13 protein-coding genes are annotated in these 17,675 nt (G+C 47.8%); 7 read left to right on the forward strand and 6 right to left on the reverse strand.

Going from position 1 to position 17,675, the window contains the following annotated elements; translation table 11 throughout:
* The first annotated feature begins 34 nt into the window (after positions 1-34).
* The 4 genes from ACYZ97_RS07195 to ACYZ97_RS07210 are packed head-to-tail and all read left to right on the forward strand — an operon-like array spanning position 35 to position 6,875.
* Positions 35-1,066, forward strand: a complete 1,032-nt coding sequence (locus tag ACYZ97_RS07195; protein WP_473297786.1) for an AAA family ATPase — start codon at positions 35-37, stop codon at positions 1,064-1,066.
* Positions 1,066-1,974 carry a DUF58 domain-containing protein gene (locus ACYZ97_RS07200; protein ID WP_473297788.1) on the forward strand — a complete coding sequence of 303 codons (909 nt, stop codon included), beginning with the start codon at positions 1,066-1,068 and terminating at the stop codon, positions 1,972-1,974. The genes ACYZ97_RS07195 and ACYZ97_RS07200 overlap by 1 nt, the downstream gene beginning before the upstream one ends.
* Complete coding sequence (locus ACYZ97_RS07205) at positions 1,971-4,802, forward strand: DUF4159 domain-containing protein (protein ID WP_473297789.1); 2,832 nt, start codon at positions 1,971-1,973, stop codon at positions 4,800-4,802. Before ACYZ97_RS07200 ends, ACYZ97_RS07205 begins: the two co-directional genes overlap by 4 nt.
* Positions 4,803-6,875, forward strand: coding sequence for a glutamine amidotransferase (locus ACYZ97_RS07210; RefSeq protein ID WP_473297791.1), 2,073 nt, complete (start codon positions 4,803-4,805; stop codon positions 6,873-6,875).
* Positions 6,876-6,878: 3 nt separating this feature from the next.
* Here ACYZ97_RS07210 and ACYZ97_RS07215 read toward each other — a convergent pair whose 3' ends face one another.
* Complete coding sequence (locus tag ACYZ97_RS07215) at positions 6,879-7,394, reverse strand: GNAT family N-acetyltransferase (protein ID WP_473297792.1); 516 nt, start codon at positions 7,392-7,394, stop codon at positions 6,879-6,881.
* Between the two features lie 450 nt (positions 7,395-7,844).
* On the opposite strand from ACYZ97_RS07215, the gene ACYZ97_RS07220 reads away from it, so the two are divergent.
* Entirely contained in the window at positions 7,845-8,558 is a 714-nt protein-coding gene (locus tag ACYZ97_RS07220; protein WP_473297794.1) for an OmpW/AlkL family protein, read from the forward strand.
* A 144-nt stretch (positions 8,559-8,702) separates the two neighbouring features.
* Positions 8,703-9,611: a metallophosphoesterase family protein gene (locus ACYZ97_RS07225; protein ID WP_473297795.1), complete on the forward strand. Its 909-nt coding sequence runs from the start codon at positions 8,703-8,705 to the stop codon at positions 9,609-9,611.
* Between the two features lie 125 nt (positions 9,612-9,736).
* On the opposite strand, the gene leuA is transcribed toward ACYZ97_RS07225, so the two are convergent.
* The 5 genes from leuA to ACYZ97_RS07250 form a co-directional block, all read right to left on the reverse strand.
* Positions 9,737-11,440, reverse strand: a complete 1,704-nt coding sequence (gene leuA / locus ACYZ97_RS07230; protein WP_473297796.1) for a 2-isopropylmalate synthase — start codon at positions 11,438-11,440, stop codon at positions 9,737-9,739.
* Between the two features lie 293 nt (positions 11,441-11,733).
* Positions 11,734-12,309 carry an NUDIX domain-containing protein gene (locus ACYZ97_RS07235; protein WP_473297798.1) on the reverse strand — a complete coding sequence of 192 codons (576 nt, stop codon included), beginning with the start codon at positions 12,307-12,309 and terminating at the stop codon, positions 11,734-11,736.
* Positions 12,310-12,326: 17 nt separating this feature from the next.
* On the reverse strand, positions 12,327-13,235 hold the full coding sequence (locus ACYZ97_RS07240; RefSeq protein ID WP_473297799.1) for a cation diffusion facilitator family transporter: 909 nt from the start codon (positions 13,233-13,235) through the stop codon (positions 12,327-12,329).
* A gap of 1 nt (position 13,236) precedes the next feature.
* Positions 13,237-15,420 carry an anthranilate synthase gene (locus tag ACYZ97_RS07245; protein WP_473297800.1) on the reverse strand — a complete coding sequence of 728 codons (2,184 nt, stop codon included), beginning with the start codon at positions 15,418-15,420 and terminating at the stop codon, positions 13,237-13,239.
* 253 nt (positions 15,421-15,673) lie between these two features.
* Positions 15,674-16,672: a small ribosomal subunit Rsm22 family protein gene (locus tag ACYZ97_RS07250; RefSeq protein ID WP_473297801.1), complete on the reverse strand. Its 999-nt coding sequence runs from the start codon at positions 16,670-16,672 to the stop codon at positions 15,674-15,676.
* A gap of 181 nt (positions 16,673-16,853) precedes the next feature.
* Here ACYZ97_RS07250 and ACYZ97_RS07255 point away from each other — a divergent pair, with 181 nt between their 5' ends.
* Positions 16,854-17,669: a TrmH family RNA methyltransferase gene (locus ACYZ97_RS07255; protein ID WP_473297802.1), complete on the forward strand. Its 816-nt coding sequence runs from the start codon at positions 16,854-16,856 to the stop codon at positions 17,667-17,669.
* Positions 17,670-17,675: the final 6 nt, after the last annotated feature.

Below are 17,675 nucleotides of genomic sequence, written 5' to 3' on the forward strand. Positions count from 1 at the left end.
AAATGTTTCATTACAAACAGGTTAGAGAAGACGAATGAGCCGAGCAGCAGCAACCCCGACAAAACGCGGTCAGAAAAAAATAATCCATTCCTCCGCGCAGGACATAATCAAGGATGCTGATGCCGTCCATGAAGAAATCAGCCAACTGAAAACAGGCATTGATAAAGTAATCTTTGGACAGGAAGACGTGATTGAATATGCCTTAAGTGCCATTTTTGCCGGTGGACATGCATTGCTTGTTGGCGTACCCGGTCTCGCCAAGACACGGCTTGTCGAAACATTGGGGCAGGTTCTCGGCCTTGACCAGAAGCGTATCCAGTTTACGCCCGATCTAATGCCTTCCGATATTATCGGTTCCGAAGTATTGGATGAAAAAGCCGGCAAGCGCTCATTCCGCTATATTAAAGGACCGGTTTTTGCCCAATTGCTAATGGCTGACGAAATCAATAGGGCATCACCCCGTACCCAGTCCGCATTACTTCAGGCCATGCAGGAATACCATGTTACCGTTGCTGGCGAGACCTATGCCTTGCCACAGCCTTTCCATGTATTGGCCACACAAAATCCGCTGGAACAGGAAGGCACCTATCCTTTGCCGGAAGCCCAGCTTGACCGTTTTTTAATGCAAATCAACATCACCTATCCCGATATGGAAACCGAGCGACGTATTATCTTGGAAACCACAGGAGCAAAAACCGGAGACATCAAAGTCGTGATTACCCCGGCCCGATTGATAGAGATCCAACAGCTTATCCGTCATATGCCGGTTTCTGAAAAAGTCATTGATGCCATTTTGAAACTTGTACACGCCGCGCGCCCGGGTGCCGATAACCGACACGCCCGATCCCATATTGCATGGGGACCAGGGCCGCGCGCCTCACAGGCACTTTCCCTTTGCGTACGTGCCCGCGCCCTTTATCAGGGACGCCTGGCCCCATCGCTCGATGACATTGCTGCATTAGCCGAACCAGTCTTACAGCACCGCATGGCGCTCAATTTTACCGCACGTGCCGAAGGTTTGCGCATGAGTGACATTATTGACGACCTGGTGAAAGAGACCCTCTAATGGCCATCGGCGCGCAAGCGATCCGTTCTGATCTTAACAATCTTGCAGCATCGGCACGCGAGCAGGCTGCCCGCATGCCCGATCTACTCATCGAAGCTGCCCGCATTGCCAACCATGTCCTTCTAGGCTGGCATGGCCGCCGACGCCGAGGCACGGGTGAAAGCTTCTGGCAGTTTCGGCCCTATGTCGAAGGTGAATCGGTTGCACGTATTGACTGGCGTCGCTCGGCGCGTGATGACCATACCTATCTGCGCGACCGCGAATGGGAAGCCGCCCAGACAATCTGGATATGGCCGGACCAGACACAATCCATGGCCTATCGTTCACGCTTTGCACAACGCTCCAAAATCGATCATGCCTTATTACTGTCATTGGCCCTTGGCGATTTGTTTTCGCGCGCTGGCGAGCGTGTCGGTATACCTGCAACCATGCAGCCGACCCACACACGTGATGCAGCGGAACGCATGGCCATGTCCCTAGTAAAAGATAACCGACCAGCACTACCCGATGCGGCACTCCTGACCCGCTATAGCGAAGTTATCCTGATTAGCGATTTCCTTGATGAACCCGGGCAGATCAAAAAAAAGCTCGGCCTGTTAGCACAACTCAATATCCGTGCCCATCTCATTGAAATCGCCGATCCGGCAGAAGCCCAATTCCCCTATCAGGGACGGATCGAATTTAACGACCCAGAATCGGGTGAACGTTATCTTGCAGGTCAAGCCCAAAGCCTACGCGACGATTATCAGCGTATTTACAAGGAACGCCGCGATGAAATAGAAGCTTTTGCCGGTAGACATGGTTGGAGTTATACAATCAGCATGACCGACAAGCCGTTGACTGAAACCATATTCCATCTTGCCAATGTCATGAATGCCGTGCACGGCTATCGGCGGGAGGGCATATGAACTTTTTAACATTCGGTTCCCCCTTCTTGTTGCTTGCACTTGTTGCACTACCATTAATCTGGTGGCTATTACGCGCTATACCACCACGTCCGCGGCAGGAAAGATTTCCGCCCTTCATCCTGTTAAAAAAGCTCAGACTGAAAAAAGAGACCCCCAACCGCACGCCGTGGTGGCTCTTACTCTTGCGCCTGTTAATAGCCGCTCTTGTTATCATCGCGCTGGCCCATCCCGTCTGGCAACCACAAAAAACCATACTGGATGCTAAAGGCCCTCTCGTCATTATGATTGATAATGACTGGGCATCGGCGTCAGACTGGACAAAGCGGATAGAACAGGCACAGACACTTCTACGCCAATCGGCCGATGATAATCGCCCAGTCTATCTCATTGCCACAGCAGAACCACAAAACCAAAATATAGGCCCTGAAAGTGCAAAGGTCATAGCCGACCGGCTGTCGGCATTGACACCACGAGCACTGCCGGTTGATCGTCAAACGGCATTTGGATTGCTTGAGCATACATTCGAAAAAAGCAACATAGTCTTTGATCTCGCCTATTTCAGCGATGGCTTAAAAAGCCACAATGATGATCGTGTTTTCACCGATATAGCCAATCTTAAACTCAATAGAATTCTGCTTATAAACAGTGATCTTTCGACACTTGCCGCGCTTGACGGCCTATCCAGCGATGCAGACAGTCTGACCATTTCAGCGATACGTCCTGCCGATGGCCATGAAGCAAGCAGCCATATTGCAGCTTATGATATCCGCAACCATCGGCTTGGTGAAACCGATATAAAATGGCAAGCCGGAGAAACAAGGCAGGACATCACCTTGTCACTGCCCTTGGAACTGCGCAACGATATCGCCTATATCCGCATTGACAACCAGAACCATGCCGGCGCTACCTATCTTGTCGATTCATCTAACCGGCGCAAACGTGTCGCCCTCTTATCGATATCGGCAGCAGAAATGACCCAGCCCCTGCTTAATCCGCTTTATTACGTGGCTAAATCGCTAGAAAACAATAGCGATCTCGTCCTAGGGGGTAATGGTGAACTCAATGAAACATTGCTACGGCTACTCGCACAAAACCCTTCGGTCTTTATTATGGGCGATGTTGTCAATCTACCAAAGCCGAGTGAAAATGCCCTTAATGAATTTATGCTGAAAGGCGGCACACTGATCCGTTTTGCCGGCCCCAATCTAGCGGCTGCAGCCTCTGACGATAGTCTGTTACCTGTGCAATTACGCCGTGGCGAACGCTCACTAGGCGGGGCCATGTCATGGGCAGCCCCCCAAAAAATCGGTACATTTGCAGCCAACAGCCCTTTTTCCGACCTTTCTATACCCGACGATGTAACGATCAGCCGCCAGATATTGGCCCAGCCGAGCAGTGATCTTTTTGACCGGACATGGATCAGCCTTGAGGATGGCACGCCTTTGGTCACGAGCCAGAAACGCGGTCAAGGACGTCTGATCTTCATCCATACAGCAGCAGACATGACTTGGTCCAATCTGCCGGTTAGCGGATTCTTCGTCGAAATGATGCATCGCCTTATTGCCAGTGCTGGCATGACAGCACCTGATCATCAGCTTACAAGCGGTCCGATAAAATTATCACCCTGGCGTACTTTATCGGCAAAGGGAGAACTTGAATCCCCGCCCGCTTATGTAACACCGGTCGCATTTACACCCCAAGAACCACCGCATCCTGCATTCAATCAACTGCCTGGCCTTTATGGCATGGAAGATAATCTTTCCGCACTTAATCTGCTTGAAAAAAATACAATGCTCGAGCCGCTTGTCATGGCAGTTCCCGGCCACCGGATTGAAAATGCCAGCTATGAAAATGACAAGACCATGGAATTGGCTGGTCCTCTCTTGACAGCAGCATTGATGTTGTTTGCGTTTGATTGCCTTGTTACCTTGCTGCTTTCAGGCATTCTGCTGCGCCGTCGTTTGATATGCCTGATCCTGCTCAGCGCCGGACTTGGTCTATTCGGCCCAGCGATCAATCCTCTCGACACATTATCCGCTTATGCACAATCAGCGCATGGACAGGCTGCCGATGGAAAATCCCTTATCGAAGCGGCTGCCACCACCCACCTTGCCTATGTCAAAACCGGCAATCGCGAAATTGATGAAACCAGCCAATCGGGACTTGAATCACTGAGCCTATTCATCCAGTCGCGCACAACCATATCACCGGGTAAAGTCATCGGACTTGATCTAGAGAAGGATGAGCTGGCCTTCTATCCTCTGATCTATTGGCCAATTGATGAAACCAGCCCGATGCCATCCGATCTTGCCATACGTAAAATAAATGCCTTCATGCAGAATGGCGGCACCATATTATTCGATACAAGAGACCAGTTGAATGCAGGCATGGATCTACACAACAGCGTAACTCCACAAACCCAGCGTCTACGCGATATTCTTGCGACCCTCAATATACCGCCACTGGAACCGGCCCCGACCGATCATGTCATTGCACGCTCTTTCTATATTATGCCTGACTTTCCCGGTCGTTATCGTGGATCGCCGCTATGGATCGAACAATCCGACACGGCAGGGCAATCCACACGCCCGATCCATGCCGGTGATGGTGTCAGTTCCATTCTCATTACCGGCAATGATCTTGCCGGTGCTTGGGCACATAATAATAAGGGTGGATGGAAATATACCCTGATCCCCGATGACCAGATGCAGCGCATATGGGCTTTTCGCGGTGGTCTCAATATCATTATGTATATGCTGACCGGTAATTACAAAGCGGATCAGGTACATGTACCTGCACTACTAGAACGTTTGGGAAAGGAACCCTAGATGACACAATCTATGGCATTTTTCCCGCTTGTTCCTCCGTTCTGGTTGACCGTTATCGGCACGATCTCACTCATATTGATTATTGCGGGACTTATTTTGCGTCGCCGCGGTATGATGCTGCGCTTTCTAGCGCTCGTATCCCTATTACTGGCGCTTGCCAATCCATCATGGATTGAAGAAAAACGTGAGACACTACCAACAACACTGGCTGTCATTATAGACCGCAGCCCAAGCCAAAAATTGAACGGGCGTACCCATGATACCGATGCAGCACTGGCAGCCCTTAAAAATAAATTGGCGCAATATCCCGATATCAAACCACGCTATATTGAAAGCAGAAGGGATACGGATGCGGCACAAACATCGACAAGGCTTTTTGAAACCCTGTCAAAAAGTATGGACGATGTCCCGCCCGCCCGTATTGCTGGCGCGGTTCTAATTACCGACGGCGAAGTTCATGACATTCCCGATACAGTCAAAAAACTGGGTTTTGATGCCCCGATCAATGCACTGATAACCGGCCATAGCAATGAATTCGACATGTCTGTTCAATTTATCGACCCGCCACGTTTCGGGCTTGCTGGTAAAGAACTGACCCTGACCCTTCTGGTCGAAGAAAAAGGCCGCGCCTCGAATACATCCTTGATACCGGTAACCATTTCGATTGATGGAAAACCTGAAAAAGTTGAAAACTTGTTGGCCGGCACACCGCAAAAGATAACGCTCACCCTGCCCCATGCAGGAAAGAATATTATTGAAGCGGCTATTCCTGTCGAAGACGGGGAACTGACATCAACCAACAACGAAACCGTTGCCATTGTTGATGCCGTACGTGAAAATTTGCGCGTATTGCTGGTTTCCGGTGAACCACATAATGGCGAGCGGATATGGCGCGATCTACTGAAAAGCGATACCAGTGTCGATCTGGTCCACTTTACAATTTTGCGTCCGCCTGAAAAAGCTGACAACACGCCGCTTAACCAGATGTCACTGATTGTCTTTCCGACAACCGAACTGTTTGTCGAAAAAATCAACGACTTCGATCTTGTGATTTTCGATCGCTATCAGCATTATGATGTGCTGCCGCTGATCTATTATGATTATATCGCCCAATATATACAAAACGGCGGTGCACTTCTCATGGCGACCGGCCCTGAATTTGCCGGCCAGACCTCTTTGGCCCGCACACCGCTGATCAGCGCCCTGCCAGTCCTACCAACGGGCAAAGTCATCGAAAAAGCCTATACACCCGAGCTGACCATGAAAGGCAAACGCCATCCTGTGACACGCGGATTGGAAGGCGCACAAAGCACTCCGCCGCATTGGGGACGCTGGCTGCGCCAAATCGATATCCAGTCGGCTGACAATAAAACCGTCCTCATGAAAGGTGCAGACAACAAACCGTTAATGCTGCTTGACCATGTCGGCAAAGGGCGTGTCGGCATGCTGTTGTCAGATGAAGGCTGGCTATGGGCACGTGGATTTGAAGGCGGTGGTCCCTATGCTGCCCTTTATCGACGTATGGCCCATTGGCTGATGAAAGAACCGGAACTGGAAGAAGAAGCGCTGACCGCAACAAGCGTAAACAATACATTGAGTATTCGTCGCCAAACTATGGCGGACAAGGCAGAGAATGCTATTGTTACCACACCTTCCGGCCAGACACAGTCATTACCGCTTGTCAAATCGGAAGAAGGCGTCTTTACCGCAACCATAAAGACCGACGAAATCGGTCTTTTCCATATCAGTAATGGTGACTTGAAAACCCTTATCCATATCGGCCCCGTCAATGCACCCGAATTCAATGACATGATTTCGACGACAGAGAAACTGGAACCTATCGCCAAGGCCACGGGTGGTAATATCATGCGGCTTCATTCAAAAGCGGCCTCCCCCCTTTCAGTGCCTGATATCCGGATCAGCAATCAGAAGAGCAATGATGCCATTATGTTAAAACCGGCGAGTGAAACACGGCTCATCAGCACATCATCACTGCCCATTTTCAATGGTGCACTGGCTCTCCTATCCATTCTGCTGCTATTCTGCGCCATGTGGTATCGCGAAGGACGCTGACGATTATAATCCCCGCCAGCGTTTTTCATGTAAAACCACGCCGCATGCTTCTTTCAAGCCCCCTTTTTTTAACTCAAGGGCAAGCAAGCGGTTCGGATTGACAGGTGCGGGCATCTGCATGGATTGGTATGCCACCGGACTAAAACCAAAACGCCTATAATAGGGCTCATCCCCAACCAGCAGGACAAGAGCCGCATCAGTTTTTTGTGCTGCCTCCAAAGCAAGTTTCATTAACTGGCCACCAATACCACTGTTCTTATAGTGGTCTTCAATCACAATCGGCCCCAAAAGATAGGCAGCAACAGCACCGATACGAATACGGGTCATACGCACCGAACCAATCAATGTATCATCTTTCATCACAACAAAAGAACACTGATAGTCATGCGGTCCACCTTCACGTATGAGATGCGCTGCACGAGAAAACCGCCCCGGCCCAAAAGCTATTTCATTCAAATGTTCTATCTGTGCATCATGCGCAGGCATTTCGCTTATGAAGCTTAAATCGGGTGAGGTCATGAGATGTTTCCGGAAAATGATTTTTTAAAACGGACGAAAACAGGCGATCGATGCAACAAAGTGCAAACAACCTGTCAGTTTTCTGTTCATCGTCGGTCTAAAATCGTATGTATCATGCCAAAAACATCTTCCACATAAACTGCCTCACGCTCTTAGCATCAATTATTTTCAGCGTAAATTGCTATTTTACATCATAAGATGCGAATCATCATTCACATTTGATTCGTTGTTGCAGGGTAAAAAATAATGAAAAAACGTAAACCCTTATCCAATTATCCACATCCCGATTAAATTTTTGATGCAAATTTGCAACACACCTCGTCTAAACAAACCATGAAGATACTAATCATAGGGAAATTGATTCAAATCAATGGATATTTATGTGGTTATAGGGTTCAAGGGATTTAATCACTGATATGTGAAAACCTATTGCACTCAAGGAGATGAAATATGAAAAAATTGATCGGTTGCAGCCTACTCGCTATCGCTGCCTCGCTTTCTTTCACTGGCTCTTCCTCAGCTGCCGACATCCAGGGTTCACCTGTTGTTCAGGCTAAGAGCCCTTGGCAGATCCGCGTTCGCGCCTTGGGCGTTGTTCCGCGTGACAAAGGCCATGTCCGTCAGATTGACCGAAGCGAGTTGGATTTTTCTTCAACTGTCATTCCTGAGCTCGACATTTCCTATTTCTTCACCGACAATATCGCTGCTGAATTGATCTTGGGCACAACCCGTTCATCAATTGACGGAAAAGGCTCTTTGCATAAAGCTGGTGCAGGCGTCCTTGGCGATACATGGATTTTGCCTCCGACCCTTACCTTGCAGTACCACTTCACACAGTTCGGCGCTTTCAAGCCTTATGTCGGTGCTGGTGTTAACTACACCATCTTCTACAAAACCGATGGCGACCACAATGGTGCCGGTGTAGGTCTTAAAGATCTTGACATTGACAACACATGGGGCGGTGCTCTTCAGGTTGGTTTCGACTATATGCTCGACGAACATTGGGGCTTCAACTTCGATGTCAAGAAGCTCTATCTGCGTCCTAACTTCGATGGCAAGCTGAATGCAGCAACTGCAGGTGCTCTTAAGATGGACGAACATGTCAGCGGTAAAGCCAAACTTGATCCTTGGTTGATCGGCGCCGGTGTTACATACCGCTTCTAATCAGGCCTTATCCCGCCTCTGGCGGGGGCCTTCTTACAGATCGAGGGGTTGATCTGTTTTCAATAAAAGGACGCTTTTGCAGCGTCCTTTTTTGTATCTAAAATAGGCTTTTGATTTTTCAGCCATTTCGTCTAGTTTTAAGCCATGTTTCATCTTGCCCATATTTCTGATATCCACCTTGCTCCGCTGCCTGAACCGAGCTGGGGTGAATTATGTAACAAACGTATAACCGGTTATCTCAACTGGAAAAAACACCGCCAAAGCGCCATGGACAACCATACGCTTCCCACCCTGATGAAACATTTGCATGGACAAAATCCAGACCACCTCGTCATTTCCGGTGACCTTGTCAATCTGTCACTGGATCGCGAGTTTTCCAATGCTCGTCGGTGGATAGAAGAACAGAGCGTACACTGTAATATCTCTACCATATTCGGCAATCATGATGCCTATATACCTGGAGCCTTCAATAAAGCCTGTCATATTTTCTCACCATGGATAAAGTCCGACAGGATAAACGAAAAATCCTCTACCTTTCCCTATATGCAGGTACATGATCAGGTTGCTATTATTGGCTGCTCATCAGCCATTGCCACACCACCATTTTGCGCTGCAGGCTATTTTGATCGACAACAGGCCATCCATTTAGGCAGATTGCTGGATGCAGCCAAAGCACAAAACCTCTTTCGCGTCATCATGATTCACCACCCTCCCCTTTATCATGCAACATATTTCCATAAAAAACTGATCGGAATCGGCCGCTTTCAGGACATTATCCATCGTTATGGCGCCGAACTGGTCCTACATGGACACACCCATCTGCCAACATTGAACTTTATGCAGGGAAAAACAAACAAAATACCGGTTGTCGGTGTTGCATCGGCAAGCCAAGCCTTTGGCGGTAAAAAGCCACCGGCCAACTACAACCTGTTTCATATCGAAAACAAGGATACCGATTGGTACGTCAAACTGGAGCGCTACACCGTCACAGATAAAAACAATACAATCGCACTAAGCGAGCAGATAGAGTTCATCCAACCTTTTGACCACTAGTTGTCATCAATGCCCGATGCCTCAACCCCAAATCTTTTTCTGCTTATGGTGCCGGATATTCTAAAACACCCAAGAAAGGCATTTAAGATATAAGGCGGGATGAAAACATCCCGCCTCTTTTTGAATTAAAGCGATATCCGGTTAGCTGCGGCAACAATTGCTGCAAGTGATGCCGTTGCAATGTTATCATCAATAGCAACACCGAATGTCTTACCTTTGGCATGAGCAATTTCCATATAGCAAATTGCTGTTGCATCCGATCCCTGCTGCAACGAATGCTCGGAATAATCGACAACCGACAAACTTTGCCCCAAATATTTGGACAAAGCATCGATAAAACTGTCAACAACACCAGTACCGCGGCCCTCGATCGATTTGACAACACCATTATCAGTAATTTCGGCTGTACAGATACGCTTGTTACGATCCGATGAATCAGTCGTACTTGTATGATCTACAAAGATAAAGCGTGATTGCGGACCACTGACATAGGTTTTAATAAACTCGTCATAGATGCGTTGCGATTGCAATTCTTTACCTTCTTCATCGGTAATTTTTTGAATCACATCACGAAATTCTACCTGCAATGCACGCGGCAGGTTCAAACCATAATCCTGCTGCAAAATATAGGCGATGCCACCTTTGCCCGATTGTGAGTTAATACGGATAATCGCCTCATAAGAGCGTCCAACATCCTGCGGGTCAATTGGCAGATAAGGAACTTCCCATATTGGCTTGTTCGCTGTCTTGATAGCCTTCATGCCTTTGTTAATAGCATCCTGATGGGAACCTGAAAAAGCCGTATAAACCAATTCACCCACATAAGGATGACGCTCACCAATTTTCAACTGGTTGGAGTATTCGTAAACTTCCTTCATCTTTTCAATGTCGGAGCAATCGATCTGCGGATCTACGCCTTGTGTGAACATATTCAGTGCCAAGGTCACAACATCGACATTGCCTGTCCGCTCACCGTTCCCAAAAAGTGTGCCCTCTACACGGTCAGCACCGGCCATCAATCCTAATTCGGTTGCAGCAATACCGCAGCCACGATCATTATGCGGATGCAACGAAATAATAATGCTGTCACGGCGATCTATATGGCGACACATCCATTCAATCTGATCGGCATAAATATTAGGGGTCGACATTTCGACTGTTGATGGCAAATTAAGGATCATCTTGTTATCCGGAGTCGGATTGATAATCTCGATCACTGCGTTGGAAATTTCCAATGCCACTTCAAGTTCGGTTCCAGTGAAACTTTCCGGCGAATATTGGAAACGATACCCGCCGCCGGCTTTCGCTGCCATATCGCTAATCATTTTAGCCGCATCGGTCGCAATCTGCTTGATACCGGCGACATCCTTTCCAAAAACGACACGACGCTGCAATTCACTGGTCGAATTATAAAAATGGATAATCGGATGATGGGCGCCTTCCAATGCCTCGAATGTACGAGTAATCAATTCAGGACGGCATTGCACCAAGACCTGCAAACTCAGATAATCAGGAACATTGCCTTTTTCGATACACCAGCGGGCAAAGTCGAAATCAGTTTGCGAAGCGGAGGGAAAGCCAACTTCGATTTCAGGAAAGCCCATATCAACCAACAGGCGGAACATACGCTCTTTGCGATCCTGCCCCATCGGATCAATCAAAGCCTGATTGCCATCACGTAAATCGACCGAGCACCAGATTGGCGCCTTTTCGATACGTTTATCCGGCCATGTCCGGTCTTTTATATCAATTTGCGGATAGGGTTGGTATTTGACAGCCGCATCGGGCATGCCTTTTACAGTCGCATTTGTCGCAGTAGAAATTGTCATATTCTTACTCTTCTATCTTCAACCTACAAAAGGTTTCTATTGGAAAAATCATTTAAAGAAAAGAGGAGCATTGACCCGACAGGCTTACGGCCGCCGGGCGCTCCTCAGCGGACCCGGCAACCGCCGATAAGGTCAAGAAGAAGAGAGCTGAAAAGGCAAAGACCTGCGCCCGCTAACGCGGCGCTTTTCTTATAACAAATTTTTACATTGTCTGTCTTCATAGCAAAAATATGGCACAGTAATTTTTGTCATGCAATCCTTTAATCAAAAGATTACAATGCAAAATAGCGACGTCATCCTTCAAGTTTTTTTGATAAAGCCCATAAAAGCAAAGCCGTCTTCATATCGCGAATGGAACCTTTGACCATTAAGTCCCAAGCCTGATCAAACGCCATTTCAATTATTTCAATATCTTCGCCTTCTTCTTCCAGACCACCGCCGCTATTAATTTTATCACCTTGCCGATAAGCAGCCAGATAAAGATAACTGATTTCACTGGAGTTGCCGGGACTACAAAAGCCTTCAAAGACTTTTTCTTCCAGCCTAATGTCATAGCCAAGCTCTTCACGCGCCTCACGCAAAGCTGTCTCTTCAGGCTGATCTTGACGATCGATTACACCGGCACAAGCCTCAATCATATCCCCCTCTTGCGTTGCAACAAAAGCAGGCATCCGAAATTGGCGCACCAGTAAAACCGTACCGCGCTGTTTATCAAAGGGTAATACAGCAACAGCCGGCCCTCGTTTTAAAACCTCGCGTGTCTGTTTAATCCATCGGCCATCACGACGCTGGTAATCATATGAATACTCACTGAATTCACTCCAACCGGAAACCAGATTTTTTTCATGAAGATTACGAATAAGCATCATTCTATTATCCCATATTTTCAGGCAAAGGGAACAGCCGTTGTCCCCGGCGGCAGTTTTGCCTCATCTTCAGGCTCAACATGTATCACAATGCGCGCACTCTGGATTTCATCACGCAATGCATCTTCAATCCGATCACATATCTTATGTGACGTACCGACAGTCATTTCTGACGGCACCACCAGATGAAATTCGATAAAAGTTGCGCGACCGGCAATACGGGTTTTCAAATCATGAGCTTCAATTGCTCCTTCGGCATTAGCTGAAATAATATTTTTAATGCGCACATTTTCTTCCAATTCAACACCGACATCCATCAGTCCCTGAACAGACGCATTAATAACCTTCCATCCCTGCCACAGAATATTAAGCGCGACAATAATCGCCAAAACCGGATCGAGAATGGCCCAGCCTGTTAGCAAAGCGGCAACAAGGCCGACAAGCACACCGACAGATGTTACCACATCGGTCATAAGATGGATGCCATCGGCTTTCAATGCCGGCGAGCGATAATAATTACCTTGATTAATCAACAAAAAAGCCCACGCCGCATTAAGAATACTTGCGACACCATTAATAAACAATCCGGTTGTCGACTCTTCCAACATATGGGGCCTACCGAGTGCGCCCCAAGCCTCATTAAGAATAAGAATAGCCGCAACAATGATCAATGCGCCTTCAATAACAGCTGAAAAATATTCAGCCTTATGATGACCGAAAGGATGGTCATGATCAGCCGGTTTCATACTGATGCGAATAGCCCACCATGCCGCAATAGCCGCAATAACATTAACAATCGATTCCAATGCATCCGAATAAAGAGCAACAGAACCAGTCAAGGCATAAGACCAATATTTGAGCCCGAACACAATCAAAGCAACAGGAATAGATAATCCCGCCAGAGCCTTTATACGTGCCTTGGGTACCATATCAGCGTGTGCCCTTCCGACAAAAATGAGCCACCACATTGGCAATCATCCGCATACCGGCCTCACCGCCCAAAGTCATAATCGATTCAGGATGAAACTGGACCGCGGCCACCGGCTCCGACTTATGCTCAATGCCCATAACAATACCATCCGCTGTCTCGGCAGTTACATCAAACACATCCGGCAAACATGACGGATCGGCAAAAATCGAATGATAACGACCAACTGTTATTTCTTTTGGCAAACCGGAAAAAACAATGCCCGGCTGATTAATGCTGATACGGGATGGTTTACCATGCATGGGTAGCTCTAATTGGCGCAGCCCGCCACCATAGGTTTCGACTAACGCCTGCAATCCGAGACAGACACCAAATATCGGCAGATTACGAGCCCGGGCCTTAGTAATTGTTGCCTTGCAATCAAAGTCCTTCGGCATACCGGGACCAGGGGACAGAACAACCAGATCCGGTTTTAACGCATCAAAAACTTGTTCGGCAACAGGTGTACGTACCGTCGTCACCTTGGCACCTGTTTGACGGAAATAATTGGCCAATGTATGCACGAAGGAATCTTCATGGTCCACCAAAAGAATAGAATATCCCTGTCCAACCTGATGAGAAACAGCCTCGACCTTTTCATGGTTGCTTTTACCGCTTTCGCGAATGGCAGCCAGCATAGCCGATGCTTTCAATTCTGTTTCGGCCTCTTCTTCTTCCGGATTGGAATCAAATAGCAAGGTTGCGCCTGCACGCACCGCCGCAATGCCATCCTTGATGCGTACGGTACGCAATGTAAGGCCGGTATTCATATCGCCATTGAAATGCACCATGCCGACCGCGCCGCCATACCAGCTACGCGCCGATTTTTCGTGATTTTCAATAAAGCGCAGGGCCCAAAGCTTTGGCGCACCTGTCACTGTCACCGCCCATGCATGCGAAAGAAATGCATCAAATGCGTCCATTCCTTCACGCAGACGTCCCTCAATATGGTCAACCGTATGAATCAGGCGTGAATACATTTCTATCTGGCGGCGCCCGATAACACGAACCGATCCCGGCTCGCATACGCGGCTCTTATCATTGCGATCGACATCCGAACACATCGTAAGCTCGGATTCATCCTTTTTGGAATTGAGCAATTTTATAATCTGTTCGGCATCGGCAATCGCATCTTCACCGCGTTTGATCGTACCCGAAATCGGGCATGTTTCGACACGGCGGCCAGATACACGCACAAACATTTCAGGAGAAGCGCCAACCAGATATTCATTCTCGCCCAGATTGATAAAAAAGGAATAAGGAGACGGATTTGTTTTTTTGAGCTGTCGTGAAATCGTTGCCGGAGTGGTTATGCATCGCTCAAAGAAAGTCTGCCCCGGCACCACCTCAAAAAGATCACCCCGCTTGAAGCTATCCTTGGCAGCCTTAACCAATTCCGCATATTCCCCTGGCACGTGATCACCGCGCTCTGGCGCCTGATCTGACGCCTTGAAACTTTGACTTGCCGTTTCACGAGCCAAACCTTCCGTCGAATGGCCCTCAACCTCGAAATCATAATGGTCAATCCATGACTTGGCAGAATAATGATCGACCACAAGGATAGAATCCGGCAGATACAAAACCAGATCACGCTGGTCATCCGGACGTTTGATCTTGAATTCAATCGGTTCGAACTGGAAAGCAAGATCATAACCGAAGGCACCATAAAGTCCGAGACTTTGATCCTCACTTGAAAAAAACAAGCCGACAATCGCACGCAATACAGTAAAAACAGAAGGCATACGGGAACGCTCTTCTTCAGTAAAAATCCGCCTCGGCTCGGCGATATCCACATCAAAGCCATGTACTTGCACCCTATTGACGCTCACATCATCCAATAGGGAAACCACCTTGCAGATTGCCGGTAATAATATTTCACCTCGTTTATTCAAGGCTTCTATTTTCATATGACGGTGACGGGCTGTGATCGCGATCGGCGGATCAATAATGCCGGTATCCCAACGTGTATAGCGACCGGGATATTCATAATTGGAAGAAAAAATCGCACCACAACGGTTATCCAGCGCATCGACCAGCCCGTCAATTGCACCCGCATAAGGCACACTATCCCGCTGTCGTTTAACGCCTATGCCACCTTGCGTCACATAGCTCAAAACAGAAGCTTCGTTTTTCATTACTGTATCCATTGTCGATTTTCTCCCGACCTGTCACTTATCCTTACCGACAACAATCCAGACCACGATTAAAAAAGGCCGCCCGGAAATCCGTTGCGGCCATTGATTATACTATACAAACGCATTGAAGCGGGCCGCTATCAGCAACCCCACCACCAGATATTGTTTTGTTTAGTCAATCTATTCATATCCGAACTTTTACCCAGCCTACCTCTTATATGCAACTAAAAAAATAGCCTCCTCCCATCAATCCAGCATCTCATCCCTATTTATTTTCAACTTTTGGCACTTCTATAATATCCCCCCACATACTGCGTCGAGCCAAACGATAGGTTTCTTTCATCGACTTTGTTACGAGGTGATTATACATTTTACCACTATGTTGGCACAATTTTAACTCGATCTTGTTACTGCTTTTCCTAACCGGGGCAATAATACGGTCAAATGCATAAGGCTGCCTGCCCACGGCAACTTTAGAAAAAGCCAGATAGATGAACTTCTCATCTTCATAGGATCGTTCAGCGCCTTTTGTTCTCATATGCATTTTTGATCGGTCCAGCCGGACACTAAAATGACACCAATCAGGTACTTTCAACGGGCATTGTCCTTGATGTGGACAAGGAGCAATAAGATAACCGCCCATATCCAGCAACCGTTGACGCTGATGCATCAGACGCAGCCATCCCTGTGGAGTTCCCGGTTCTACAAGCAGCATGACCCCGTTTGTTTTTTGCCAAAGCGCCTCAACCAGCCGATCCTGATCAAGAGACGACAATTCATCCAGAACGTAGCACAGACTAGTCAGATCAGCGGCTGCAAACCCGCACGCATCGGGGGTAGACAGATCAGCCTGATGCCAATGGGGGCGGCAATCAGAAAGCGAAGCGGATAATGCTTCACCAATATTGCGGATTGCAGCACTTTGCTCATAAAGATCGGCACGAACGAGACTATCAAAAACATTGCTTGCAGCTAAAACCGCAGTTGCCGGGCCGGCCCCAGCATCCAACATGGTTTCAGGAGAAAAATCCGGATATATATTAACAATCTGCTCCAAAGCAGTATGGATAGCCGCATAGGTTGCAGGAAAACGCGCAGCAATATAGGCCTTGGCAGCTGCATCTGTATCCAGATGCATGTGCCCATCCACCACCTCACCACGATAGCGTGTTGTCAAGCGAGCAGAAGCTATCGCCAATTCGCCCACGGCAGCACCTGCCAGCAATTGATCAACAAGACTGCGTAATTCAATGGGAAGCTGCATCTCTATTCACCTTGTTTTATGCCTTATTTCACTTTCCCCCCTAAATGTCTATTTTTTGCAATGTCACATTATAACCAAATCGATTATGCTATAAGCTTGGCGAAATCTTAAAAAGCCAACTTTACAAAGTATGTCATTCCTGCTCTGGCAGATTATAACAAACGATGGTAGATATTCGCTTATGGCTCTGAATATACAAACGATCAATGATGCAGACGATCCCTGCCTTTTGCCTTTTCGTAATATTCGCGAAAAGGATCTGGTTGGTCGTGAACATCACTTTATTGCCGAAGGTAAAGTTGTCTTACAGGTATTACTACAATCCAAACGCCTCAAGCCTTTATCATTGGTTGTTGTTGCCGCCAAATTACTGAGCCTTATGCCATTGCTGGAAAAGTACACGCCAAGCTGTCCGATCTATTGCGTCCCGCAAAAAGTGATGAATGAAATTGCAGGCTTTCCTGTTCATCGCGGCATGCTGGGACTAGGTGAACGTATCATGCCCCCCTCGCTGGACGAGACCTTGGCCACACTACCAGAAGAAGCTTTAGTACCAGTCCTTTGCGGTATATCCAATCATGACAATATGGGCGCAATTTTCCGTAACAGTGCAGCCTTTTCTGCCGATTGCGTAATCCTCGACAAAACATGTTGTGATCCGCTTTATCGCAAATCCATACGTGTCTCGGTCGGCGCAGCCTTAAAAGTACCTTATACCCAAGGCGAAACAATCGAAACAATCATGAGCAAGCTTACAGATTCAGGATTCGAGATTTTCGCCCTCAGCCCGGCGGCCCCCTCCTATCTCAATGAAGCGAGACGCGCCAAGCGTGCCGCCCTACTTTTCGGGACAGAAGGCGATGGTCTACCCAAACAAATTCTAAAACAGGCCAGAACTTTGCGAATACCGATTGCCTATGATTTTGATAGTCTTAATGTTGCAACAGCAACCGGCATTGCGCTGTCACACTTTGCCGATCCCAATCGCCTGAACTAATCAACC

Source organism: Bartonella sp. bp_1 (assembly GCF_055808085.1).